The following is a 22,510-nucleotide window of genomic DNA, read 5'->3' as shown; positions in this document are numbered from 1 at the left end:
ATACATTTAACTGGCCTATTAAATACTTAATAAGCTGTTCAATGTTTCCGCGACATTTTTAGATTTTACTTTCGGTTGTAATGCTTTGAGTGCCTGTTGTACTTGCGAACGCTGCGGTTCCGCCAAGGTATACCAACGAGACAGAACTTGCAGTAAGCGAGAACCTAAAATTGGATTTTTTTCATCTAAATATGCAGCAAGATCAATAAAATGAGCAACACCAAAGCTCCATGTATTGACTGGATTTGCCGCTAGGCCACCACTCACTGCACGAATACGGTTTGGCGTACCCAAATCATAATCCACATGTTTGGTTAGATATTCAATCGTTTCTGCGCTTGCACACGGATTTGAAGCTTGAATACTAAACCATTGATCTAAAGACAAGGCTTCATCTTTAAAGCGGTTATAGAAATCAGCTAACGCTGCTTGGGCTTGTGGTGCATCATTCCAGACCAAAACACGCAATGCGCCTAAACGCTCAGACATGTTTCCTGTTTGTTGATATTGCGCATAGGCTAAATCAAATACACTATCGTCACCTTGTCGTGCCAACATATTCAACATGATATTTTTGAGCGCACGAACACCCATGGCTAAAGAAAATTCTTTCTGCAAATCTGGATCTAAAGCCAAATAAGTCTCTCTCCAGAATCCACCCAAGTCACGTGCCAAACGATCCAGGACGGCTTCACGCTTTTCACGGACCAGTTCAGGTTCGTAGTCTTGATCAATACGGCTGCCCAAATAATTTTCACTTGGGACATCAAATAAACGTGATGCCAATAATGGATCTTTATTCACTAATTCTGGCAAGGTATTTTTAATCGCCTGAATATAAATATCAGCCTTATGATCTTCTAATAAGATACGTTCCAACAAGGTCTGTGTTGCTTGCCATTGGTTAAAACCATTGGTTTCATGTTGAATCAGGAAAGCAAGATCATCATCAGAATAATCGAATACCAAATTGACTGGCGCTGAGAAATTACGCAATAACGAAGCAACAGGTTGTTCAGTTATCCCTGTAAATTCAATGGTTGCCTCGTCTTGATCGAATAAGTACACACCATCTTGAACGTCATTTACAAACAAATCTGTGCTGTGCAAGGTGTATTGTTCACCAGTATTGGCATTGAACAACGCCAAAGCGACTGGAATAGGCACAGCCTTTAAATTTGGATATTTAGGATGTGCTTTTAAGCTTTGTTTAAAACTCAAACGATAAGTCTGTGCAGTGGCGTCATATTCACCTTTGGCTTCTAGCTTTGGTGTACCCGGTTGGTTATACCATGTCAGGAAATTGGAAAGGTCAACACCTGAGCCTGCACTCAGTGCAGCAACCCAATCTTCAACCGTAACTGCTTGCCCATCATGACGCAGGAAGTATTCATCTGTGCCTTTACGATATTTTTCTTTGCCCAGTAAAGTCGCCATCATGCGGTTAATTTCAGCCCCCTTCTCATACACTGTCGCGGTATAGAAGTTGTTGATTTCAACAAAATGGTCTGGACGTGGCGGATGTGACAAAGGACCCGCATCTTCAGGGAACTGATGTGATTTTAAAACAGCAACATCATCAATACGTTGCACGGCGGCTGATTGTAAATCTTCAGAGAAAGACTGATCACGGAAAACAGTTAAGCCTTCTTTTAAACACAATTGGAACCAATCACGACAAGTAATTCGATTACCTGTCCAGTTATGAAAATATTCATGTGCAATGACCGACTGTACCCGCATAATTGCAGCATCAGTTGTATATTCTTCATCCGCAAGCACACATGAGGTATTAAAGATATTTAAACCTTTATTTTCCATTGCGCCCATATTGAACTGGCTCACCGCAACGATCATATAATTATCAAGATCATAAGGGCGACCATAATGCTCTTCGTCCCAGCGCATCGAATGCTTTAATGCTTCCATGGCAATGTGACATTTTGGAATGTCTTTTTCAATTGCATAGATTTCTAATGCAACATCACGGCCTTCCGAAGTGGTGTAACGATCTTTAAGCACCGCCAAATCACCGATCACGCACGCAAATAAATAGCTTGGCTTTTTGGTTGGATCTTGCCAGATGGCAAAGTGACGGCCATTACCTGCATCACCTGTTTCCAATAAATTCCCATTTGCGAGCAATACTGGATATTTCTTATCTGCTTCTACACGCGTAGTAAATTCAGCCAGCACATCGGGACGATCTGGATAGAAAGTAATTTTTCGGAAACCTTCTGGCTCATTCTGAGTAACAAATAAATCTCCAGCCTGATATAAACCTTCAAGCTGCGTATTAGACTCTGGATGAATCACCACTTGAATTTGTAGAATGACCTGATCTGGTGCATCGGTGATCACCAATTGCTCATCATCTAAATCATATTGCGCTGCGCTCAGGATTTGCCCATTCAGTTGAATTGACTTCAACTCAAGATCACGCCCTAAAAGCACCAAGGCACCAGTTGTCTGACGCTTCATCACCAAAGTAGAGTCAACAATCGTATGATCATCATAGACTTGAATATCTAAATTAATTGATTCAACCAAGAAAGATGGCTTTTGATAATCTTTGAGGTAAATGGTTTGATCTGCTTGTACGGGAGGTTGTGCCGCAATATTCATCAGTATTCCTTATCTTTCATCATGTCGTTTAGATGGTCTTGTTAGCAAGACTTCTTGATTAAAGTCATTCAGTTGCACAAATCATGCCTTGTATCGCCTAAAATCATGTGACAAATCACTTTTTGTCATCTGCATCGGTGAAATAACCATGGACTCAATCAGATCATACGCCAACTTATAAAACCTGTCTTTACGGCTCGGTATCAGTTTTAATAATTTTATTGGGTTTGCTATTCAGGTTTTCAAATTTGATCTGCAAATTACCCGATCATTTAGACAAAATTACAACATCGTTTTCCATTCTTAAATAAAAACTACAGAACCAATTGCGTTCTATCGCGCAACTTACATTTTTTTCCTGAGTTTTACATTTTGTGCACGGTTATTGCTTAACTCTATATGCCAATCTAGGTAAATACAATAAAACAAGCGAGGGTAATGACGATGGAATTAAAAGCACATCTATATCGTTTAGAGAACATCAAAGCAATCCATGATCTGGCTAAAGCTGGTGTAGATCATCATGTAATTTCAGTTTTTTTAACAGCAGAAGGAATTGAACTGACAACCTTAGAAGTGACCAACATTGTGAATACGTATGATGCGCTTGGCAAAGAAAAATTGCCAAGTAAAAAAGTACAGGCACTTATTGCTGCCAAAAAAATCGGTCAGGAGGACGAAAATTTACCATGCCCTGTTTAATCACTCACTTTAACCATAAAAAAAACCTCGAAGCGAATTCGAGGTTTTTTTATTTTCGATTAAGGCGTTGCATTATCCGTACGCAACCATACTACGGTACGACCCAATGCTGAGACACCCATATAGCCACGCATACGAAGACGCTTTCCTTCTCCTGTGACAACTCCTTTGCCTTTATAGACACGACCAGAAGTCGGCTCGAGGACACGACCGTCAATATACGAATCAGGTTTGTTTGGATCTTCTCTAAAGCCCGATAAAATTTCCAGTCCAAGAATCGGTTTATTGGTATTCGGTGCTGCACATTTGGTGCAGTTCGTCAGCGCAATACCATGCGAATTTGGATAACGATAAACAATCTTCCCATGATAACGGCCGTCATTTCCCTTGCGGATTTCTACGATCGAGAGTTGTTCCCCAGTACGTTCTTCGATACTTTTCCAGTAGCCTTCAATCGATGCAGCAAAAGTTGTTGCGCTTGCACAAGCGATAGTCAGCCCCATGATTCCATTCATGAGCATTCGATTTAGCATATTAACCCCGTCTTTAAAAAGTAACCTATTCATCTTTATAGGTTTAATGCACGGAAATTATCACACTTTTACGCAAGTTACACTGTACGCTAGCGTTCATTTGTATAAGAAATAGCTGATCTAGATGCTAAACTCGATACGATAATTCACACTCTTTAGCACAAATAAAAAAGCCTAAACCAGTCGTTTAGGCTTTCTAAAAAACAATCTTTATTTAAGGGTTTGCGCTATCGGTACGAATCCAGACTTGTGTACGTCCAAAGGCAGAAACCCCCATGTAACCACGCATGCGCAAACGCTTTCCATCCGAACTTAGCTGTGCTTTGCCTTTATAGACATTACCCGTTTTCGGTTCAAGTACTCGTCCATCAATATATTGATTTGGATTCTTCGGATCTTCTTTTAAACCCCAAGCAATTTGTAAACCTTGAATTGGCTTGTTCTTAAATGGTTCAGGACACTTCACGCAATGCGTCAAAACAGCAGCACCACCAGGAACAGGATAGCGATATACGATGGTTCCTGTGTAGGTATTATCAGGTTTCTTCTTGATTTCTACGATGGAGAGTTGCTCACCTGTACGATCATCAATACTTTTCCAAAACCCTTCTGGTGTGGAAGCAAAACTAATTGTCGTGAACAATCCCAAGGAGATGCCCATGAGTCCTTTCATGAGTGAGTTTCTTTGCATAATAAGCTCCGTAATGCAAAATCGATCCGTCTGTAGCTTCATTTTTATTCTAATGTTCATCTACAGTCAACACAGCCAAGCTACATTTAACTATCTAAAATCAAACAAAATTTTAATTAGTTCACATATTTTAAGATTAATGTTTGCTGATATACGCTACTGATTTAAATCTATGTGACAATGCGAGTAAATTTAGCAAACCCAACCTCACTGCACCTATTAGTACATTCATCATTCATACTGAAATATGCTTTTATTTTGATATAGATTTCATCCAATTCAATCACATTTTAGCCTTAGTTTTGATCCATCTATAAACTTTGCATCACTCTGCTGATACAGCATGTATAATTCTCTTTTTAATGGTCGCAGGTTTAACATCAATGGATTTACAGATTCTACAGAAACAGTTAGATGAAAGTAGCCATTGCCCGCTGTGCCAAGCCTCTATGTTTTGGGTCGAAGCAGAACAATATAGCCAAGAATTGCAATTCCATGAATGCAGCCATTGCCAACACCGTGTCTTTAAAAGTGACAGCAAACTGAATTGCCATTGCGCGCAATGTACAGCTCAACGGAAAAAGCAAACCCAACAGACGATTTTACAAGAACAGCGCAAATACAAAATCAAAGACGAAGTGATTTATAGTCTGAATCAACTCAGCTTTTTGCATAAATTATTTTTACTGAGTCTTTTGGATAGTTATGCCCGTGAAGATGTCCAACACGATGAACTGATTCATTGGAAAAATGTAAAATATCATGACTTTACTCCAAACTATTTATTTCAAAACCATTTGGTCCAAGAGTTATTAAAATTAGGTGTTTTTAAGCCACAAAATGATAATTTGGAAACTGAACATTTTTATCTCAATCTGCGCCTCGATGGTTATTCGGACCCTAGCCTGTTTAGTGTCACTCATCAGCTACGTCAATGGTTCTATGAAAATCTTAGTTTAGGTATTCCATTTAAAACCACAGATGAAGTAAAAGACGCCCTATATTTGGTGCTTTACCAAGAAATCGTACAATTTATGCAGTTTTACTGTCGCACTTGGGGCATTCAAATTGCAGGAAATCGTAGCTTCCAAGCTTTTTGCTATCGTTTAATGGAAGGCTTAGCCGTGGGTCAGATTTTCTATTTGATCCAAACCGCACTAGAATATCTCTATAAACAGAAAGCCTTACAGCCAAGAAATGATAAATTTATCAATACCAACTTGCTGAAAAAAACACTGGAACAGTATCGTGAGCGCGCACTCGCAGAACGTTGGGAAACCACAACCCTACCAAGGCCCTACACCATTCCTTTTAGTAAAATGAGTGAAGTGCTGCTGTTTAAGTTTCTGGGTTATGACGAAAGTATTTTTATTCAGCCTGTTTGGAAGTCTTGGCGAAAAATCGAACCGAGATTAAATTTTTATTCAGTCAAACGCTGTATGTATTGTGGTTCAAACGATTTAATTGTCGATTATGATGCGAAAGATTATGTCTCATTGATCTGCCGTCGCTGCAAACATCAAGATCATTATTTCACACGTTAAAACACCCATACCCAAATCAATACTTATGAAGGATGTGTCATGTCACACAAACAACAACTGATTGATCAAGTCATAGAAGCTTGGCGTGCCTTACAACAACAAACCCCTTTAGTACAGTGCATGACCAATAGTGTCGCAAACAATTATGTTGCGAATATTTTGCTTGCAGCCGGCGCATCGCCAGCCATGATTGACAATCCATTTGAAGCAGAAGATTTCACAAAAATTAGTTCAGCTTTAAGTATTAATGTCGGTACACCAACGACAGAACAAACCCAAGCCATGTTAATTTCAGCCAAGACCGCAGATCAGCATCATGTGCCTTGGGTGCTTGATCCTGTGGGATATGGCCCTGTTTTAAAATGGCGTAGTGAGACCATCGAGCAACTTTTACAATTTAAACCAAACATTATTCGCGGTAATGCTTCCGAAATTAGTACATTGGCAGGTAGCCAAGCCCAATCTAAAGGCGTAGATAGCACTTTAAATAGCCATGATGTCTATGCTCAAGCAAAAAGCCTGTTACAGCATTCTGAATGCATTGCTATTTCTGGTGAGTCGGATTACATCATTTCCAAACAGTTTGATGCGGTTATTCAAGTTAATGGCGGTTGTTACTTACAACCTAAAATTACCGCAACAGGTTGTGCATTGGGCGCTTTAACAGCAGCCTACCATGCGGTGAGCACAGCCAGTATTGCCGCGCTGGCTTCACATATTCATTTTGCCATCGCAGGTAAACTTGCCTATGAGCATGCACAAACCGTAGGAAGCTTTAATGTGGCATTTTTAGATTATGTCCATATGCTCGATGACAATTTAATCCAGCAGTATGTGGACATTAAAATTATTTAGCTCTGCTTCACAGCAGAGCCTCAGACTTACTTTAATAATAAATAAATGTCTGTAATCAAATCACATTCATCTACATCATGAACAAAGTTGTGATAGTGAAAAAAGACGGGGAATTCCCCTACTTCACGCGCTGATTGTGGCAGCCAGTCCCGATATAGATAGTAAACACTGTCTTTAATATTATCATGACTGCCCAAATGCCGAACCACGGCATAGTTGCCTTTGGGAAGAGTTCCTGCGCTTACACCGTATGTATTTTCAGGGATATCCGCCGTGATTGTTCCAGCAATATCAAAACGGAATTCATCACTTAAAGTCTGTTCAGGGTCAGAAAATGGAATACCGTAGGTGCGACTTTTCGCTACAGGAGATAATCCCGTTTCTTTGCGCCACTGAATAAATTGTGCTGCCGTTTCAAATACACGTTCTGGAGCGCCGCAGTGTGATATGAATGCAATTTTCTCTTCGGCTCTTGCTACAATATTAACGTTCATCATGATTTCTCTCGAGGGTAAAGAAAAAACAAACTTTTCATGCCAAGACGGCCAATGCGGCTGCTCTCTAAAAGCACTCGGAGTTTGATCAAATGAACGTTTAAATGCGCGGCTAAATGCTTCAGGGCTGTCAAAACCAGACTGCAAGGCAATATCAATAATTTTAATATCAGCTGAAAATGCCAGTTGGAATGATGCCCGTTTCAGACGGGATAATTGAATAAACTTCATCACATTCACACCGATATTTGCTAAAAAAATGCGGTGGAAATGAAATTTAGATAAGGATGCAACCTGACTCAAGCAATCCAAATCAAGCTCATCATCTAAATGCTGTTGGATATATTCACATACGCGCTGCAACTTCTGATCATATAGCGTCATACATTTAACTCAATCATTTGATGAAAGCTAATTTGCCAGATTCATATCCTGTAAACTTGATCAGAATTGCGGATTTTCAAATCAAATTAAACCGTTGCCTTAAAATAGTTTTCTTTAGGCATATCGATTACTTCAACACACAACTGAATGGGATATCCGACCTCGGACAGCATATAGCTTTTGCACTCTAGTCGATTCAACAGGGCTGTACCGACTGTTTGTTTTTGTTGTTGTGTCCTTCCACTCAATAAATATAGCTTTAAGTGAATATAGGCTTCTTGGGTGTCATTCAAGCCAATTAAAAACACCTCATCTTGAAACGCACGTGATTTAATATCATTGGCAATAAATAAATCAGTTTCAATTAGCGCAACATTGATATCTTGCAAGAGTTTTTGCGGATCCAATTCAGTTAAATTGGCTGAATAGTTTGCAATCAGATGAGGCATTTTTATTTTTCCTATTCAATAAAGAGTAAAGCTAAACGAACTTGATCATACGCCATTCGCGGACTGGTTGCTTCCACAATTGGACGCAGTTTTATTGAACCATCATCGGTAAAGTGCTCTGGATTTTTACGTTTATGCAAGCGTTTATAGATCTTGCGAACTTCTTCAATCACTTCATCGCCTGGATTCGCCACAGAGATATCTAAGCCCTGTTCTTTATGCAGACGCGCGAGATGGTTAATAATGGTTGCAGGGGTTAGACCACGTTCATGCGCGATATCTTCAATTTCATAACCATCTTCAAATAAAGCGCGGGTCTCATCTAAAGTCGCAGCGGCATAATTCTGTTTCGCCCCTTTGGCGATTTTCTTTTCATTACGTGCGATTTCGGTGGCATTCAATGTGCCGCCACAATGACGAATAAATGCATTATGTTGAGTGGTTAAATCTATATTTTCAAAATTAACCTCAGCTTCCGTCGATAACTCCTGAAAACGGCGATCTGCTTTGATTGCCAGACTATCCAATTCAAGTGCCTGATCATTAAAACCAAGTAGCTTAAGTCCTGTCAGTGACTTTAAACGTGACAAAGCCACATAACCCTGACCTTTCTCAAAAGTATGGGTGAGATTAATCTCTGCGGCTTCCAGTGTCATACCCTGACTTTTATGGATGGTGATTGCCCATGCCAAACGTAAAGGAATCTGCTGAAAACTGGCAATTGCCTTGCCCGCTTCATTTTCAATTGACCATGTTTCAGGTTCAACTAAAAAGGTTGTTCCGTCAGTCAACTTTACTTTAGGCAGAATGCCCTGCTTATCATCTTCTTCAAAGCCGATTACTTCACCCAAACTGCCATTGATATAGCCCATATCAAAGTTATTTTTGACAAACATGACTTTGGCATTTTTTTTCAAAGTCAGTTCTTCAGGTGCGCGCACTGAAGATTTTAAGGTTTCCATCAACTTTTCGTTGCCATCGACCACAGCATTAAACTGATGGCTTTCATTATCAATTTCATTCAGATGTTGATAATTAATATTATCGACATCCATATTGTGGGTATATAACCGAGTAAAGGTTTCGCCAATATCGTGCTGACGAGATTGCTGCAATGCAGTGAGATGATTGCTTTGAATATTTTGTGCGCGGATGGCATTCAAAATCTGATTTAAAATTTCATCATCCTGACGATGTTGCTCGGTTAAATAGCAAACACGGAATTTTGCTTCAACCCAAGCATCTGACATAAAGCAGAATTTATCACGATTGCTTTCATCCTTTTTGCCCACAGGCGGTAACTGGAAGAAGTCACCCGCTACAATAACTTGGATCCCACCAAATGCTTCATCACTCTCTTTGAAGTATTTCAGCACCTGATTGACAAGATTCAATTGCTTGGCGTGTAGCATTGAAATTTCATCAATAATCAATACTTGGGCATTTTCTAAATGCTCTTTTAAATATTTACGCTCTTTCATCCGTTTAAGATCATCATCTATCAAACGATCTTTAATGCCGATTCCAGCCCAGGTATGAATGGTCATGCCATTCATATGCGTTGCCGCAATTCCTGTCGATGCAGTGATCGCCACAGGCACTTTCCGTGCTTTGAGGTAATGAATGTACTGATTAAGCGTATAGGTTTTTCCTGCACCTGCTGAGCCCGTTAAAAAAACATTTTCCCCAGCTTTGAGTAACTTGAGTGCAGTCTCTTGTTTCATAATTTCTTCAGTCAAAAACAACAGCACATAGCTTACCGATTTTTTGCCAAAAATAAAAATCTAAAGCTCATCCAAATCACCTTTGATGGTTTGATAACCTATTGTTGTTGAACTGTTGGTATCGCATATTTACATTGACTTCCAAGGGTTTTCATTTAATGTGTTTGTTAATGAATTCAGACTTGATATATAAAAATGACTACTTCAAATCTCTATACATATCAACCAGATATACTAGGTGAAGATTATCAGCAACTCACCATGAATTTCGCTGATGATTATGATGGAAAAGTTATTGCCACCTTGGTTCGCAAGAAGGCTGCTGAAGCGACCCAAAAGGCTGTTTTATATATCCATGGTTTTGCAGACTATTTTTTTCAAAAGGAAATGGCTGAACAATTTAATCAACATGGTTACGATTTTTATGCGCTCGACCTCAGAAAATATGGCCGTTCAAGACTTCCGCATCAAAAATTTTACTATGTGCTTGATTTACGTGAATACGATGCCGAGATTAGCAAAGCACTCGAAATTATTGGTCAAGAAAACCACAATCAAGTGCTCCTGTCTGGACATTCAACGGGTGGTTTAATTGCCACTTTGTATGCAGCTCACTATCCAGATCACCGCTTAATCAAGGCAGTATGGGCAAATAGTCCCTTTTATGATTTTTATAAGAGCATGATTGAGAAAAAAGTAGGCATTCCGCTACTCAGTGAAGTTGGGAAACGCTTACCCAATGGAAAATTTCCAAGTGGTTTGAATCAATGGTATACCCCAAGCTTACATAAAGATTTCTACGGTGAATGGGATTTCAACCTAGATTGGAAACCTAAAACCATGCCTTTTGTGCATTTGTGTTTCGTTCGTGCTATTCATGAGGCTCAAAAAGAAATCCATCAAGGTGTAACCTTAAATGTTCCAACCTTGATTATGCATTCACACCAGTCAAACAACCCTAAAAAATGGGGTATAGCTGCTCAACAGAGTGATGTCATTCTTGATGTGAAAGACATGACTCATAATGCAAAAAAAATGAAAGGTGACGTGCAAACGCTGGCAATTCACAATGGCTTGCATGATCTTGTGCTGTCTGCTCCGCCTGTACGCGCACAGGTTTACAAAGATCTGTTTGCGTGGCTTGAACAAAAAATGCCTTAATTGACGAATGAATCAGTGACTTTAAATATCATGAATACCATTGCAGCATCATTGCCTAAAACAATCTACGCCATTCAACATCTTGCTTTTGAAGATTTAGGTTCATTAGAAGATATTTTTTATCAGTTGGGTTTTCGCATCCGTTATTTTGAGGCGGGTGTTGATGATTTAACCCCTGCACTCAACTATGATGGATTGACTGTAATCCTCGGTGGACCAATCGGTGTTTATGAAACAGAGGACTACCCCTTTTTAGTGGATGAAATTGAAGGCTTGAAACAACGTTTAAAAGCCAACAAACCCACCATTGGGATTTGCTTAGGAGCACAATTGATTGCACACGCACTCGGTGCAAAAGTCTATGCTGGACACCAAAAAGAGATTGGTTGGAGCAAATTAGACATTAAAGTGCTTGAGACGAATCCCTTAGCCGCATTAGAAAATGTCGAAGTCCTGCACTGGCATGGCGATACCTTCGATTTACCTGAAAATAGCACGCTATTGGCAAGTTCAGCGATCTATCCAAACCAAGCTTTTTCTGTGGGAAATAATATCTTGGCCTTGCAGTTCCATCTTGAAATTGCTGAAGAAAGTTTTGAAAAATGGCTCATTGGCCATACCTGTGAAATACGCCATGCTGGCTTATCCATTCCTCAATTGCGTCAAGATAATCAAGCTTATGCAGCACAATTAGAGCAGCAGTGTCGACTGGTAATTCAAACGTTCTTAGACAATCTAAATATTTAAAACTTCATTCTTTTAGAATCACAATAAAAAAGCCCAATTTAAAAATTGGGCTTTTTTATTTTAAGTCTCATTCTCCAAACACTGAGTGAGGAGAATTTACTTCACACTTATTTCTTGTCTGCTTTGAAGCTGTCTTTCAGATCAAGAATACGGTTAAACACTGGCTTATCCGTTTGATGATCATGTTGATCCGCAACAAAATACCCTTCACGTTCAAACTGGAAACGATCTTCAGGTTTTGCTTGAGCCAAAGCAGGTTCAATCACCGCTTGAACGACTTTTAATGATTCAGGATTTAGGTGCGCTAGGAAATCATCATCTGCATCTGGCGCTGCTTCGTTAAACAAACGGTCATAAATACGAACTTCCGCAGGTACACCTTTGCTTGCCGATACCCAGTGAATCACACCTTTTACTTTACGACCTTCTGGGTTTTTACCCAAAGTTTCAGGATCGATTGAACATTTAAGCTCAACCACTTCACCATTTGCATCTTTAATGACTTCATCACATTTGATCACATAGGCATGACGTAAACGTACTTCACCATCAGGAATCAAACGCTTAAAGCCTTTAGGCGGCACTTCTTCAAAGTCTTTACGATCAATATAAAGTTCACGCGTTAAAGGAATGATGCGTTCACCCATATCCACGTTTGGATGACGTGCATGAGTGAGATCCAATTCTTCTGGTAAATTGGTTAAGGTCACTTTCAATGGATTCAGTACTGCCATACCACGTGCCGCTGTATTTTCCAAAGACTGGCGAATACAGAACTCAAGCATTGCCACATCAACAATACCATCCGTTTTCGACACACCGACACGCTTACAGAAATCACGCAAGCCTTCTGCGGTAAAACCACGGCGACGCATACCCACTACAGTTGGCATACGTGGATCATCCCAACCCTGTACATGATGACCTTCTACCAATTTACGTAACTTACGTTTAGAGGTAATGGTGTAATCGATATTTAAACGTGAAGACTCGTACTGACGTGGTACAGCTTGTGAGTGAACTTTCTCTACAATCCAATCATAGAATGGACGGTGATCTTGGAATTCTAAAGTACAGAGTGAATGGGTAATGCCTTCGATTGCATCTGACAATGGATGAGCATAGTCATACATTGGATACATTTTCCATTTATCACCCGTCTGGTGATGCTCTGAATGCAATACACGATAAAGAATCGGATCACGCATATGCACGTTCGGACTGGCCATATCAATTTTGGCACGTAAAACAGCACCACCTTCCTGAATTTCACCATTACGCATTTGCTCAAAACGTGCCAAGTTCTCGGCAACGGTTGCATCACGGTACGGTGAATTTTTACCAGGTTCAACGAAATTACCACGGTTCAGCTTAATTTCTTCTGGGGTTTGCAAATCAACATAAGCATCACCTTGTTCAATCAACTGAACAGCCCATGCATAAAGCTGATCGAAATAACCAGAAGCGTAGCGAGGCTCACCATTCCAGTTAAAGCCTAACCATTTCACATCGTTGGCAATACCATCAACATATTCTTGTTCTTCAGCATCTGGGTTTGTATCGTCAAAACGTAAATTACACAAACCTTCAAACTCTTCGGCAATACCAAAGTTCAAACAAATTGCTTTTACGTGACCAATATGTAGATAACCATTCGGCTCAGGCGGGAATCGGGTGACTACTTTTTGAGTACGACCTTCTTTCAGATCTTCGGTAATTACTTGACGAACAAAGTCTAAGCCTGCCTGTTGTTCTTGCTGCGCGGCATCGACAGAGGCATGGGTATTCGGCGTCGGGGTCTTTGGCAGTTCAGAAACAACATCATTTGGCTTCATAGGGTGTAAATCACTTCTTACAGTTAAAAATGGGAAATAAAAACGCAATCTTTGCTTTTTCTGAAAGATTTTAACGTTTTTTACTTGCCTTGTAGTTTACAGTTTGCTTATGCTTCTCTCAACCAAAAACCCATGGTCAATTTGCCCATGTTTAGGAGATTAATGTAATGAGTTTTCCTCAAGTCGAATTAAACACCAACAAAGGTCGTATTGTTCTTGAGCTTAACGCTGAAAAAGCACCAAAAACGGTTGCAAATTTCTTAGAATATGTACGTGACGGTTTCTATGACGGCGTAATTTTTCACCGTGTGATTGATGGTTTTATGATCCAAGGCGGTGGCATGGACGAAAACTTCAAAGAAAAAGCAACACGTGATTCAATCGAAAACGAAGCTGATAACGGCTTAAGCAACGATGAAGGCACAATTGCAATGGCGCGTACCCAAGCTCCACACTCTGCATCTGCTCAATTCTTTATCAACGTTAAAAACAACTCTTTCTTGAACCACACTGGTAAAACAGCTCAAGGTTGGGGTTATGCAGTATTTGGTAAAGTTGTTGAAGGCCTTGATATTGTAGAAGCAATCAAAGGTGTGCGTACTGGTAACCGTGGTTATCACGCAGATGTTCCTTTAGAGAACGTTGTCATCGAATCTGCTAAAATTATCTCTGAATAAAAATCTCCCCTAACCCCTCTTTAAAAAAGAGGGGGAACTCCTCCCTTTGTAAAGGGAGGTTGGGAGGGATTATAAAATAGGATAAAAGTGTGACCTACCTGTTTATCTCAGATTTACACTTGTCACCTGATCACCCTCGACTCGTTCGAGGGTTTTTGGCTTTATTGAAACAATACCAAGATAAAAACACGCAACTCTATATTTTAGGTGATTGGTTTAATGCTTGGATTGGTGACGATTACACCGCGCCTTGGTTAGAGGAAATTGTCGGAGCATTACAAACATTTACCGCGGCAAACAACCAAGTTTATTTCCAAGTTGGGAACCGAGATTTCGCTTTAGGCCAAAAATTCCTGAATCAATTCAACGGTATTTTATTACCCGATATCTATAGCCTGAATATTCAGCAGTATACCTTCCGACTGGAACATGGCGATGCGCTCTGCACCGATGATGTTGCCTATCAACGTTTTCGCAAAGTGATTCGTAACCCCATCTTATTGGGGCTAATAAAACGTACCCCATTGAGCTTTAGACAAAAACTTGCAAATGGCTTCCGTAAAAAGAGTAGTGAAACCAAACAACTGAAAAGTTATGACATCATGGATGTAAATGCAAAAGCAGTCGAAAATGTCATTACTCAAGTCGATTATTTAATTCATGGTCATACCCATCGCCCTGAAATTCATCAAGTATTGAATAAACAACGTATTGTTTTAGGTGATTGGCGAGAAGATTCAGCTTGGATTTTAGAACTGAATGAGCAAGAAAATTATCAATTAGATTTTAAACCGTGGTTTTATTAATCATTTTTGCAGTTCTACTCATTCCTTACCTTCTTTTCATCCAGTAATTTTTATAAAACATTTATCAGCTTTAACTCCTTACCCGTTATCAGAGCTTTAGATACTCTAACTCCCTCACATACGACTTAAATCTATATAGAAATCACATTTAGCTACTTTCAGTGGAATTTAGATCAAGTAGAATAAATTAAATTTTTAAACCGAGTTAATGACGGATGGATACTTTAGCTACAGCAAAAACACGTTATGCCACAAAAGCTTATGATGCAGAGAAAAAAATTCCTCAAGCACAATTTGAAAAACTACTCGAAATTTTACGTTTCAGCCCTTCTTCGGTAAACATTCAACCTTGGCATTTTTTAATTGCTGAAACAGATGAAGCCAAACAACGTATCGCATCAGCATTGACAGGCAATTACATCTATAACGCAGCTAAAGTCCTAAACTCTTCACATACCTTGGTCTTTTGTACGCGTACTGATATCTCAGCAGAATACTTAGAACAATTGCTACAGCAAGATGATGCCAGCGGTCGCTTTAAAGATGCAGCTGCCAAACAAGGTCAGCGTGACACCCGTTCTGGTTATGTCGAATTCTATCGCAATGAACTTAAAAATCTTCCTGCATGGATGGAGAATCAAACCTACCTTGCACTCGGACAATTACTTTTTGCAGCAGGTTTAGAGGGAATTGATGCTACACCAATGGAAGGTTTTGATAGAACACTGATTAATGAAGAGTTTGGACTGACTGAAAAAGGCCTAAAAGCATCTGTGATTGTTTCACTCGGCTATCGTAGTGACAGTGATTTCAATGCCAAACTGCCAAAATCACGACTCCCAGATGAAGTCGTTTTTACTCGCTTATAATCACATCAATCTCAAGAGAGTAGAACAAGCTCTACTCTCTTCTACATCATCGCTTTGGCCAAACACAGCACCGCAACCACACCACAAATCAATCCAATCCACGTGTATGCTTTTAATCGCTCTTTAAATAGCACAACGCCACTGAGTACACCCAATACCACCACCAGAATATTCATCCCTGCAAATACAATGGCAGGCGTTTCTTTAAAAATCATATGAGCTTTGACATATAAGGCAATATTGGCAAAATTCAGTACCCCCAAAAACAAACCTGTAAAAATATTTTTAGGTTGCCAATTCGGTTGAGTAATTGCGATATAAGCGATAGACAGAATAAAAGCTGCAATAAAAGTTAAATTCAGTGTGACCGCAAACTGTAAACCTAAGCTACTACTATATTTAAGTAATATATCTACTGCGGCATAACCTGCCCATACACTAAACAAAAACAAGGCTGATTTAAAATTCAGACCTTTGCTGGCTTGTTCCGTTGCTTGTCCCACAATAATGGCTAGAATCGCAATGATACCCAGCACAACACCAATTAATTTTAACTGGCTAAATTGCTCCCCAAAAATAAAATAGGCAGCCAATAAAGACAGGATGACTGCAAGGCGCTGAGCAATTTCTGTTTTCAAAATTCCTGCAAATTGCAAAGACTTTGCCAAGCATAAAAATATGCTCGGTAATAACACCGCTAAGATGAGAATTAACCACCAAGGGGTATGATTGAATGAGATATGGGTAATATCGGTTTTAAACCAATAAAAACACAAAAGGCTTGCACTCAAATAATTCCACGCGATCATTTGAAAGACATCAAAACCCTTTGCCTTTAAATATTTCAGCAAAATCGAGACTAATACACTACAACATGCCGCAGCAACAATCATTTCCATAATATTTATTCTAGCTTTTTAATAGACAAAAAAATGCCAGTCTAGCGTGAGACTGGCATTTTCTTAAAGATCATCAATCAATTAACGATTATTTTCGTCTTCTTGACCATCTTCAAATTTAGTTTCGCCATCGAAGCCACCTTGATGACCAAAGCCACCTTGAACACCGAAGCCGCCACCTTGACCGCCGAAGCCACCTTGACCACCGAAGCCGCCACCTTGACCGCCGAAGCCGCCTTGACCGCCGAAGCCGCCACCTTGACCGCCGAAGCCGCCTTGACCGCCAAAGCCGCCACCTTGACCACCGAAGCCACCAGCAGCACCTTGACCACCGAAGCCACCAGTACCACCTTGTGCAGGAAAGCCACCAGCAGTACCTTGAGCACCAGCAGGACGTGGGTTACGCGCAGGAACAACTGTAGAAATCGCGTGTTTGTAAACCATTTGGCTTACAGTATTTTTTAACAAAACAACATATTGGTCAAAAGACTCAATATGGCCCTGCAATTTGATACCGTTTACAAGGAAAATAGAAACTGGAATACGTTCTTTACGGAGAGAATTTAAGAACGGATCTTGTAAAGTTTGACCTTTAGACATTTTTAACTCCAAAAAATTTTTAAATCAGCGCAAAAAAACTATCTTTATTTTTAAACTAAAAATTATAAAAAGACAGCCTGCGAATTTTGCTTTATCCAAAGAAGTTTCGCAAGTCTTCTTTCGCCTGCATTATCGTCACGTAAGTTTTAAAATCGTGTATTTCTTGCAAAGAACGTAACCATGTGTATTGACGTTTAGCTAATTGCCTCGTCGCAAAAAGGGCTTTATTCTCCATTTCTACTTTATTTTTGAGACTTAAGTCACTTTTTAGTAAAAAATCCAAAGCTTGACGATAACCCACAGACCGCATAGACGGTAAATCATCATTTAAATCGTATTTTTTAATCAATTCCTCTACTTCATTCAAAAAACCAATATTCCACATTTTGCTCAATCTTTGCTCAATGCGTTGATGTAATTCTAAACGATCTGGCATCAATGCGTAGTTATGAAATATGTAACGATATGGTTGATTTTTAGGTTGTTCGGCTTGTAATTTTGTTATCGGCTCGCCCGTGATTCGAAACACTTCAAGTGCACGAATTATGCGCTGCTTATCAGATACCTTGAACTTTTCCCCAGCAACAGGATCAACCGCAACCAACTCTTCATAGACGGATTGCCATCCTTCCTGTTCAGCTTTTTGAATAATGGCATCACGTATCGTTTGATCAGCATTGGGTAAATTACCCGCTAAACCTTCAAGTAAGGCTTTAAAATACAACATGGTACCGCCCACCAAGATTGGGGTTTTACCACGAGCATGCATATTGTCAATCAGTGGGCAAACATCTTCGACAAATTGCGCTGCCGAATACACCTCTAAAGGGGTAATAATATCAATCAAATGATGTGGATATTGCTGCTGCTCTGCTTTGGTTGGTTTCGCTGTGCCGATATCCATATCTTTATAAACTAAAGCTGAATCGACTGAAATCAGTTCGAAATTTCCGCGTTCATAAAGTTCACATGCCAATGCTGTTTTACCGCTAGCGGTAGGCCCCATTAAATTGATGACGGGCAATTGATTTGACATGTAAAACTACTCTCCTCGAGCAAATAATTTATCTAATTGATGCAATGGAAATGCGCGCCAAGTTGGACGACCATGATTACATTGGCTGGCAAATTCGGTTTGTTCCATTTGACGTAATAAAGCATTCATCTCAGAAAGACTTAATTGGCGATGCGCACGCACAGCACCGTGACAAGCCATCCCTGCGAGCAATTCATCACGTTTTTGTAATAAACCTCTGGCCTCATCGTTGGGATCGAGATCATTCAGCAATTCTGGAATGAGATTACTAAAATCAGCTTTATGCAAAATCGCAGGCACGCCTCGCACAATCACTTGATCATCGCCATATTGATCGACTTCTAAGCCGAGACGTTGTAATTGTGATTGTAAATCTTCGATCCGTGTCGCCTGCATACGCGTGATGGATACAATTTTTGGAATCAGCAACTGTTGAGATGTCCAAAATTCAGGTTTATCCCAAGCCGATTTCATTTGTTGGAGCAAGATACGTTCATGCGCTGCATGCATATCTACAATAATTAGACCTTCGGTATTTTGTGCCAAAATATAAATACCATGCAGCTGCGCAATCGCAATACCGAGTGGAAACTCATCTACTCGTGATGGAGCTTGATCATTTCCATCTTCGGCTTCTTCACGTAAAGGCGCTAAATAACTTTTTAACGCATTATTCAGCTGTGCCGAGCCATTATATCGAGGCTGTTGTGCTTGCGCTGAATTGTATTGCACAGCTTGTGGTCGAATTTGATTAAACTCTGTCAACAAATCTGTCGATACTTCAACAGGTAGATTTGATTGAGGTTCAGCTTCAACCGCCGCACGATGTAAATTGAATTGTTCTTGATATTTCGGCTGCGGTTGATAATTAAAATTATCGTCCGTCTCATCCGTTTTCATCGCTTGCGCTAAATCCGCACTTGCGGTCTGAAATTGCGATAGTGTTGCTTTGGCGTAGTGACGTACAAACTCATGTACTTCACGTTGATTCAAAAAGCGAATTTCATGCTTGGTTGGATGCACATTCACATCGATATTTTCAGGGTCGACTTCTAAAAATAGCAAATAGGATGAATGCTGATGTCCATGCAAAATCCCGTCATAAGCCATACGCAACGCATGTGAAATCGTTTTATCTTTTACAATACGGCCATTCACATACACATATTGCAAATCGGCTTGAGCACGTGCGTCAGAAGGATGTCCCAACCACCCAGACAAACGCATATTAATACTATCTGAATCGATCCAGTAAGCATTTTGGATAAATTGCTGACCCAACAATTGTTGCACACGCTGATAACGCAATTCACCACTATCGGCAACAGGAAGGTTTAAACGAATATTATCGTTATGTTCCAGTACGAAACGAATATCGAAATGTGTTAAAGCCAAACGGCGAACAATTTCTTCAATATGATTAAATTCAGTTGTTGGTTTTTTTAAAAATTTACGACGTGCAGGCACATTAAAAAATAAATCCTGTACCCGAATATGTGTGCCTTTTTGTGCAGCGACCGCCTGAATTTGTTGATGGTCAAACGCCGTACCATTCACTTCAACTTGGTAGCCAACACCTTGCTCATCTTGACTACTGGTCAAAGTTAAGCGTGACACCGCTGCGATTGAAGCCAATGCCTCACCACGGAATCCTAAACTAACAATCGCATGTAAATCATCAGCAGTTTGAATTTTGCTGGTGGCATGGCGCATTACCGCCAATGGTAAATCTTCGGCATGAATACCATTACCATTGTCAATAATTTCAATCAGGGTTGAACCACCCTGCGCCACTCGAATAATCAGTTCTGTTGCGCCAGCATCAATTGAGTTTTCTAATAATTCTTTAACCACTGATGATGGACGCTCAATCACCTCACCCGCAGCAATCTGGTTGGCTAAGGCAGCATCAAGGGTATGAATACGACGAGTTGAATCATGCGCCATTCAATTGTTCCTGCAAAGTTTGAGATAAAGATTCGGATTCAGTGCTTAGCGTGACAAACCGTGTCAATTCATCATCCGATTTTTGAATATCAATCACCACATCAGGTTTTGGAATTTCATCTCCACCTTTCGATGGCCATTCAAACAAAAATAAAGCATCTGGTGTTTCTAAATAATCACGGATTCCCATCAGTTCCAATTCATACGGATCGTCCAAACGATATAAATCGAAGTGAAAAATTTCTTTACCTTGAATTGAATAGGGTTCAACCAAGGTATAGGTTGGACTTTTTACCGAACCTTGATGTCCTAGATTTTGTAGGAAATAACGGGTAAAAGTGGTCTTCCCAGCGCCTAAATCGCCAATTAAATAAATAATGCCAGAGTGCACCTGCTCAGAAAGGATATGTGCAAAACGCTGAGTGTCTTGTTCATGATTTAAAGTAAATTTCACTGAATACGACATGACAAATAAAACAAAATTGGGATGGCAGCTATGATAACATTGCCCTGCTTTAAAGCCTAATAAACTCCCTTTAAACTGGCTTTTTTTACATCGTTTATACCGAGTCGATATCGCTGTATGTCATCAATCATTGAATTTACGCCTCCGCTCATCAATGGCGTCAGTGCCAGTAAAGTCTTTTTGCCTCACGATGTCTCTGCACCTACAATTTTTGAATACCTTTGCCAACATTTTCCACATATTCAAAGCAGTGAATGGCAGCAACGCTTTGCAGATGAACTGATTTATGCTGCAGATGGCAGCAAGCTGACATTAGAAAGTCGATATACACCCAACACTCATATTTTTTATTATCGTTTTCTTGCTCATGAAGTGCCCGTACCATTTCAACATGAGATCCTATTTGAAAATGATGATTTACTCGTAGTTGATAAGCCGCATTTTCTGACGATGACACCGACTGGACAATATGTTCAGGAAACGCTTTTGGTTAGATTAAAAAAACAAACGGGCTATGCGGATTTAACCCCGATCCACCGACTAGATCGAGAAACTGCAGGTGTGGTTTTATTCTGTAAAAAAGCGGCCTCAAGAGGTGCGTATCAACAGCTTTTTGCCGAAAGAAAAGTGCAAAAAGTCTATCATGCGGTTGCAAAATATCGATCTGAACTGGATTTTCCACACACTTTGCAGCTACATTTAGAAAAAGGTCAGCCTTTTTACACCATGCAAATTAACCCCGAAAAACCCAATAATACTGAAACACGAATTGAATTATTAATGCATGATCAGCAGCATGCCAAGTACAAATTAATGCCTAAAACTGGAAAACAACATCAGTTACGTGTACATCTAAATTATCTGAATATTCCAATACTTAACGACTCTTTTTATCCACAAATTGAACATAAAGCAGAAGATGATTTTAGTCAGCCCTTACAGCTACTTGCCAAAGAAATTTGCTTTATTGACCCGATTTCTCATAAGGAAATGCACTTTAGTTCTAACTTTGAACTTGCATTGCCAACACAACGTAATGACAAAAATTCTATTTTTTCACTTCAAAAATATTGAAATTACATTGCAATGGTTTAAAATACATGACGATAACTAAAAATATTTGGTCTTATTCTTCATGCGAAAAACAGAAGTTTATCAGGTTCGCCTCGATTCACAGGAAAAGAAGCAAGCTTTTGCAGTGTTTAAACAGTTGGGTATCTCCCCTGCTCAAGCCGTTCGTCTTTTCTTTAAACAAGTGGTACTCACCAAGTCGATTCCGTTCGCAATTGAGAATCAGAACATCAACATGGAACAGTTACTGAAACTGCGCAAATCAAAAGCAGCGGCCAGTACTGAAAATCCATCTTCTGTCGAAATTGAAGATGATCATGAAGACCTGTTTGAAGAGTTGAATGCACTTCTTGGCGAAAGTGACAAAACTTAACAATGTTGCATTTATAAACAAG

22 protein-coding genes are annotated in these 22,510 nt (G+C 39.8%); 10 read left to right on the top strand and 12 right to left on the bottom strand.

Annotation, left to right across the window (positions count from 1 at the left end):
* Positions 1–18: 18 nt before the first annotated feature.
* Complete coding sequence (gene pepN, locus F887_RS11190; RefSeq protein WP_005293101.1) at positions 19–2,625, bottom strand: aminopeptidase N; 2,607 nt, start codon at positions 2,623–2,625, stop codon at positions 19–21.
* Positions 2,626–3,069: 444 nt separating this feature from the next.
* Between pepN and F887_RS11195 the strand changes: the two genes are divergently transcribed.
* Complete coding sequence (locus F887_RS11195; protein WP_004652954.1) at positions 3,070–3,327, top strand: hypothetical protein; 258 nt, start codon at positions 3,070–3,072, stop codon at positions 3,325–3,327.
* 59 nt (positions 3,328–3,386) lie between these two features.
* On the opposite strand, the gene F887_RS11200 is transcribed toward F887_RS11195, so the two are convergent.
* The gene (locus tag F887_RS11200; protein ID WP_005293098.1) at positions 3,387–3,860 is read right to left on the bottom strand and encodes a DUF2147 domain-containing protein; all 474 of its coding nucleotides are present in this window, start codon (positions 3,858–3,860) and stop codon (positions 3,387–3,389) included.
* Between the two features lie 214 nt (positions 3,861–4,074).
* On the bottom strand, positions 4,075–4,551 hold the full coding sequence (locus tag F887_RS11205) for a DUF2147 domain-containing protein (protein WP_005293096.1): 477 nt from the start codon (positions 4,549–4,551) through the stop codon (positions 4,075–4,077).
* A 383-nt stretch (positions 4,552–4,934) separates the two neighbouring features.
* Between F887_RS11205 and F887_RS11210 the strand changes: the two genes are divergently transcribed.
* Together F887_RS11210 and thiM are read left to right on the top strand one after the other, a co-directional pair.
* On the top strand, positions 4,935–6,095 hold the full coding sequence (locus tag F887_RS11210; protein ID WP_005293092.1) for a hypothetical protein: 1,161 nt from the start codon (positions 4,935–4,937) through the stop codon (positions 6,093–6,095).
* A 39-nt stretch (positions 6,096–6,134) separates the two neighbouring features.
* Positions 6,135–6,950: a hydroxyethylthiazole kinase gene (gene thiM, locus F887_RS11215; protein ID WP_005293090.1), complete on the top strand. Its 816-nt coding sequence runs from the start codon at positions 6,135–6,137 to the stop codon at positions 6,948–6,950.
* A gap of 26 nt (positions 6,951–6,976) precedes the next feature.
* Here thiM and F887_RS11220 read toward each other — a convergent pair whose 3' ends face one another.
* From F887_RS11220 to F887_RS11230, 3 genes are all read right to left on the bottom strand, one after another.
* Positions 6,977–7,828, bottom strand: a complete 852-nt coding sequence (locus F887_RS11220; RefSeq protein ID WP_005293088.1) for an AraC family transcriptional regulator — start codon at positions 7,826–7,828, stop codon at positions 6,977–6,979.
* 86 nt (positions 7,829–7,914) lie between these two features.
* Entirely contained in the window at positions 7,915–8,277 is a 363-nt protein-coding gene (locus F887_RS11225) for a 5-carboxymethyl-2-hydroxymuconate Delta-isomerase (protein ID WP_005293083.1), read from the bottom strand.
* An 11-nt stretch (positions 8,278–8,288) separates the two neighbouring features.
* On the bottom strand, positions 8,289–10,001 hold the full coding sequence (locus tag F887_RS11230; RefSeq protein WP_005293081.1) for an AAA family ATPase: 1,713 nt from the start codon (positions 9,999–10,001) through the stop codon (positions 8,289–8,291).
* 195 nt (positions 10,002–10,196) lie between these two features.
* On the opposite strand from F887_RS11230, the gene F887_RS11235 reads away from it, so the two are divergent.
* Entirely contained in the window at positions 10,197–11,162 is a 966-nt protein-coding gene (locus tag F887_RS11235) for an alpha/beta hydrolase (RefSeq protein WP_005293078.1), read from the top strand.
* A gap of 30 nt (positions 11,163–11,192) precedes the next feature.
* Entirely contained in the window at positions 11,193–11,909 is a 717-nt protein-coding gene (locus F887_RS11240; protein ID WP_005293076.1) for a glutamine amidotransferase, read from the top strand.
* Positions 11,910–12,016: 107 nt separating this feature from the next.
* On the opposite strand, the gene F887_RS11245 is transcribed toward F887_RS11240, so the two are convergent.
* The gene (locus F887_RS11245; protein WP_005293074.1) at positions 12,017–13,744 is read right to left on the bottom strand and encodes a glutamine--tRNA ligase/YqeY domain fusion protein; all 1,728 of its coding nucleotides are present in this window, start codon (positions 13,742–13,744) and stop codon (positions 12,017–12,019) included.
* A 167-nt stretch (positions 13,745–13,911) separates the two neighbouring features.
* On the opposite strand from F887_RS11245, the gene F887_RS11250 reads away from it, so the two are divergent.
* The 3 genes from F887_RS11250 to F887_RS11260 all read left to right on the top strand — a co-directional run bounded on the left by F887_RS11250 (position 13,912) and on the right by F887_RS11260 (position 16,096).
* Positions 13,912–14,421 (top strand): peptidylprolyl isomerase, encoded by a 510-nt coding sequence (locus F887_RS11250; RefSeq protein ID WP_004661403.1) that lies wholly within the window; start codon positions 13,912–13,914, stop codon positions 14,419–14,421.
* Positions 14,422–14,510: 89 nt separating this feature from the next.
* The gene (locus F887_RS11255) at positions 14,511–15,227 is read left to right on the top strand and encodes a UDP-2,3-diacylglucosamine diphosphatase (protein WP_005293071.1); all 717 of its coding nucleotides are present in this window, start codon (positions 14,511–14,513) and stop codon (positions 15,225–15,227) included.
* A gap of 215 nt (positions 15,228–15,442) precedes the next feature.
* Positions 15,443–16,096, top strand: a complete 654-nt coding sequence (locus tag F887_RS11260; RefSeq protein ID WP_005293069.1) for an oxygen-insensitive NAD(P)H nitroreductase — start codon at positions 15,443–15,445, stop codon at positions 16,094–16,096.
* A 41-nt stretch (positions 16,097–16,137) separates the two neighbouring features.
* On the opposite strand, the gene F887_RS11265 is transcribed toward F887_RS11260, so the two are convergent.
* The 5 genes from F887_RS11265 to tsaE all read right to left on the bottom strand — a co-directional run bounded on the left by F887_RS11265 (position 16,138) and on the right by tsaE (position 21,044).
* A complete protein-coding gene (locus F887_RS11265; RefSeq protein ID WP_005293064.1) occupies positions 16,138–16,995 on the bottom strand; it encodes an EamA family transporter in 858 nt (285 codons plus the stop codon).
* 81 nt (positions 16,996–17,076) lie between these two features.
* Positions 17,077–17,595 (bottom strand): RNA chaperone Hfq, encoded by a 519-nt coding sequence (gene hfq / locus F887_RS11270; RefSeq protein ID WP_005293062.1) that lies wholly within the window; start codon positions 17,593–17,595, stop codon positions 17,077–17,079.
* A gap of 91 nt (positions 17,596–17,686) precedes the next feature.
* Positions 17,687–18,631 (bottom strand): tRNA (adenosine(37)-N6)-dimethylallyltransferase MiaA, encoded by a 945-nt coding sequence (gene miaA / locus F887_RS11275; RefSeq protein ID WP_005293059.1) that lies wholly within the window; start codon positions 18,629–18,631, stop codon positions 17,687–17,689.
* Positions 18,632–18,637: 6 nt separating this feature from the next.
* A complete protein-coding gene (mutL, locus tag F887_RS11280) occupies positions 18,638–20,578 on the bottom strand; it encodes a DNA mismatch repair endonuclease MutL (protein WP_005293056.1) in 1,941 nt (646 codons plus the stop codon).
* The gene (tsaE, locus tag F887_RS11285) at positions 20,568–21,044 is read right to left on the bottom strand and encodes a tRNA (adenosine(37)-N6)-threonylcarbamoyltransferase complex ATPase subunit type 1 TsaE (RefSeq protein WP_005293054.1); all 477 of its coding nucleotides are present in this window, start codon (positions 21,042–21,044) and stop codon (positions 20,568–20,570) included. The genes mutL and tsaE overlap by 11 nt, the downstream gene beginning before the upstream one ends.
* A gap of 117 nt (positions 21,045–21,161) precedes the next feature.
* Here tsaE and F887_RS11290 point away from each other — a divergent pair, with 117 nt between their 5' ends.
* Together F887_RS11290 and F887_RS11295 are read left to right on the top strand one after the other, a co-directional pair.
* Entirely contained in the window at positions 21,162–22,118 is a 957-nt protein-coding gene (locus F887_RS11290) for a pseudouridine synthase (protein WP_005293051.1), read from the top strand.
* Positions 22,119–22,179: 61 nt separating this feature from the next.
* Positions 22,180–22,488: a type II toxin-antitoxin system RelB/DinJ family antitoxin gene (locus F887_RS11295; protein ID WP_005152044.1), complete on the top strand. Its 309-nt coding sequence runs from the start codon at positions 22,180–22,182 to the stop codon at positions 22,486–22,488.
* Positions 22,489–22,510: the final 22 nt, after the last annotated feature.

It is taken from the genome of Acinetobacter sp. NIPH 2100 (genome assembly GCF_000369805.1).
In the GTDB taxonomy this organism is placed as follows: Bacteria; Pseudomonadota; Gammaproteobacteria; order Pseudomonadales; family Moraxellaceae; genus Acinetobacter.
Note: the sequence above shows the minus strand (reverse complement) of the source record. Positions and strands in the feature narration are given on the sequence as shown.

What these genes read in the sequence shown, in the direction of transcription:
- thiM (WP_005293090.1), top strand. Translation starts at nt 6,135, where the DNA reads ATGTCACACAAACAACAACTGATTGATCAAGTCATAGAAGCTTGGCGT.
- F887_RS11200 (WP_005293098.1), bottom strand. Translation starts at nt 3,860, where the DNA reads ATGCTAAATCGAATGCTCATGAATGGAATCATGGGGCTGACTATCGCT.
- F887_RS11295 (WP_005152044.1), top strand. Translation starts at nt 22,180, where the DNA reads ATGCGAAAAACAGAAGTTTATCAGGTTCGCCTCGATTCACAGGAAAAG.
- F887_RS11225 (WP_005293083.1), bottom strand. Translation starts at nt 8,277, where the DNA reads ATGCCTCATCTGATTGCAAACTATTCAGCCAATTTAACTGAATTGGAT.
- pepN (WP_005293101.1), bottom strand. Translation starts at nt 2,625, where the DNA reads ATGAATATTGCGGCACAACCTCCCGTACAAGCAGATCAAACCATTTAC.
- hfq (WP_005293062.1), bottom strand. Translation starts at nt 17,595, where the DNA reads ATGTCTAAAGGTCAAACTTTACAAGATCCGTTCTTAAATTCTCTCCGT.
- F887_RS11240 (WP_005293076.1), top strand. Translation starts at nt 11,193, where the DNA reads ATGAATACCATTGCAGCATCATTGCCTAAAACAATCTACGCCATTCAA.
- F887_RS11245 (WP_005293074.1), bottom strand. Translation starts at nt 13,744, where the DNA reads ATGAAGCCAAATGATGTTGTTTCTGAACTGCCAAAGACCCCGACGCCG.
- tsaE (WP_005293054.1), bottom strand. Translation starts at nt 21,044, where the DNA reads ATGTCGTATTCAGTGAAATTTACTTTAAATCATGAACAAGACACTCAG.
- F887_RS11195 (WP_004652954.1), top strand. Translation starts at nt 3,070, where the DNA reads ATGGAATTAAAAGCACATCTATATCGTTTAGAGAACATCAAAGCAATC.
- F887_RS11250 (WP_004661403.1), top strand. Translation starts at nt 13,912, where the DNA reads ATGAGTTTTCCTCAAGTCGAATTAAACACCAACAAAGGTCGTATTGTT.
- F887_RS11230 (WP_005293081.1), bottom strand. Translation starts at nt 10,001, where the DNA reads ATGAAACAAGAGACTGCACTCAAGTTACTCAAAGCTGGGGAAAATGTT.
- F887_RS11220 (WP_005293088.1), bottom strand. Translation starts at nt 7,828, where the DNA reads ATGACGCTATATGATCAGAAGTTGCAGCGCGTATGTGAATATATCCAA.
- F887_RS11210 (WP_005293092.1), top strand. Translation starts at nt 4,935, where the DNA reads ATGGATTTACAGATTCTACAGAAACAGTTAGATGAAAGTAGCCATTGC.
- F887_RS11265 (WP_005293064.1), bottom strand. Translation starts at nt 16,995, where the DNA reads ATGGAAATGATTGTTGCTGCGGCATGTTGTAGTGTATTAGTCTCGATT.
- miaA (WP_005293059.1), bottom strand. Translation starts at nt 18,631, where the DNA reads ATGTCAAATCAATTGCCCGTCATCAATTTAATGGGGCCTACCGCTAGC.
- mutL (WP_005293056.1), bottom strand. Translation starts at nt 20,578, where the DNA reads ATGGCGCATGATTCAACTCGTCGTATTCATACCCTTGATGCTGCCTTA.
- F887_RS11205 (WP_005293096.1), bottom strand. Translation starts at nt 4,551, where the DNA reads ATGCAAAGAAACTCACTCATGAAAGGACTCATGGGCATCTCCTTGGGA.
- F887_RS11260 (WP_005293069.1), top strand. Translation starts at nt 15,443, where the DNA reads ATGGATACTTTAGCTACAGCAAAAACACGTTATGCCACAAAAGCTTAT.
- F887_RS11290 (WP_005293051.1), top strand. Translation starts at nt 21,162, where the DNA reads ATGTCATCAATCATTGAATTTACGCCTCCGCTCATCAATGGCGTCAGT.
- F887_RS11235 (WP_005293078.1), top strand. Translation starts at nt 10,197, where the DNA reads ATGACTACTTCAAATCTCTATACATATCAACCAGATATACTAGGTGAA.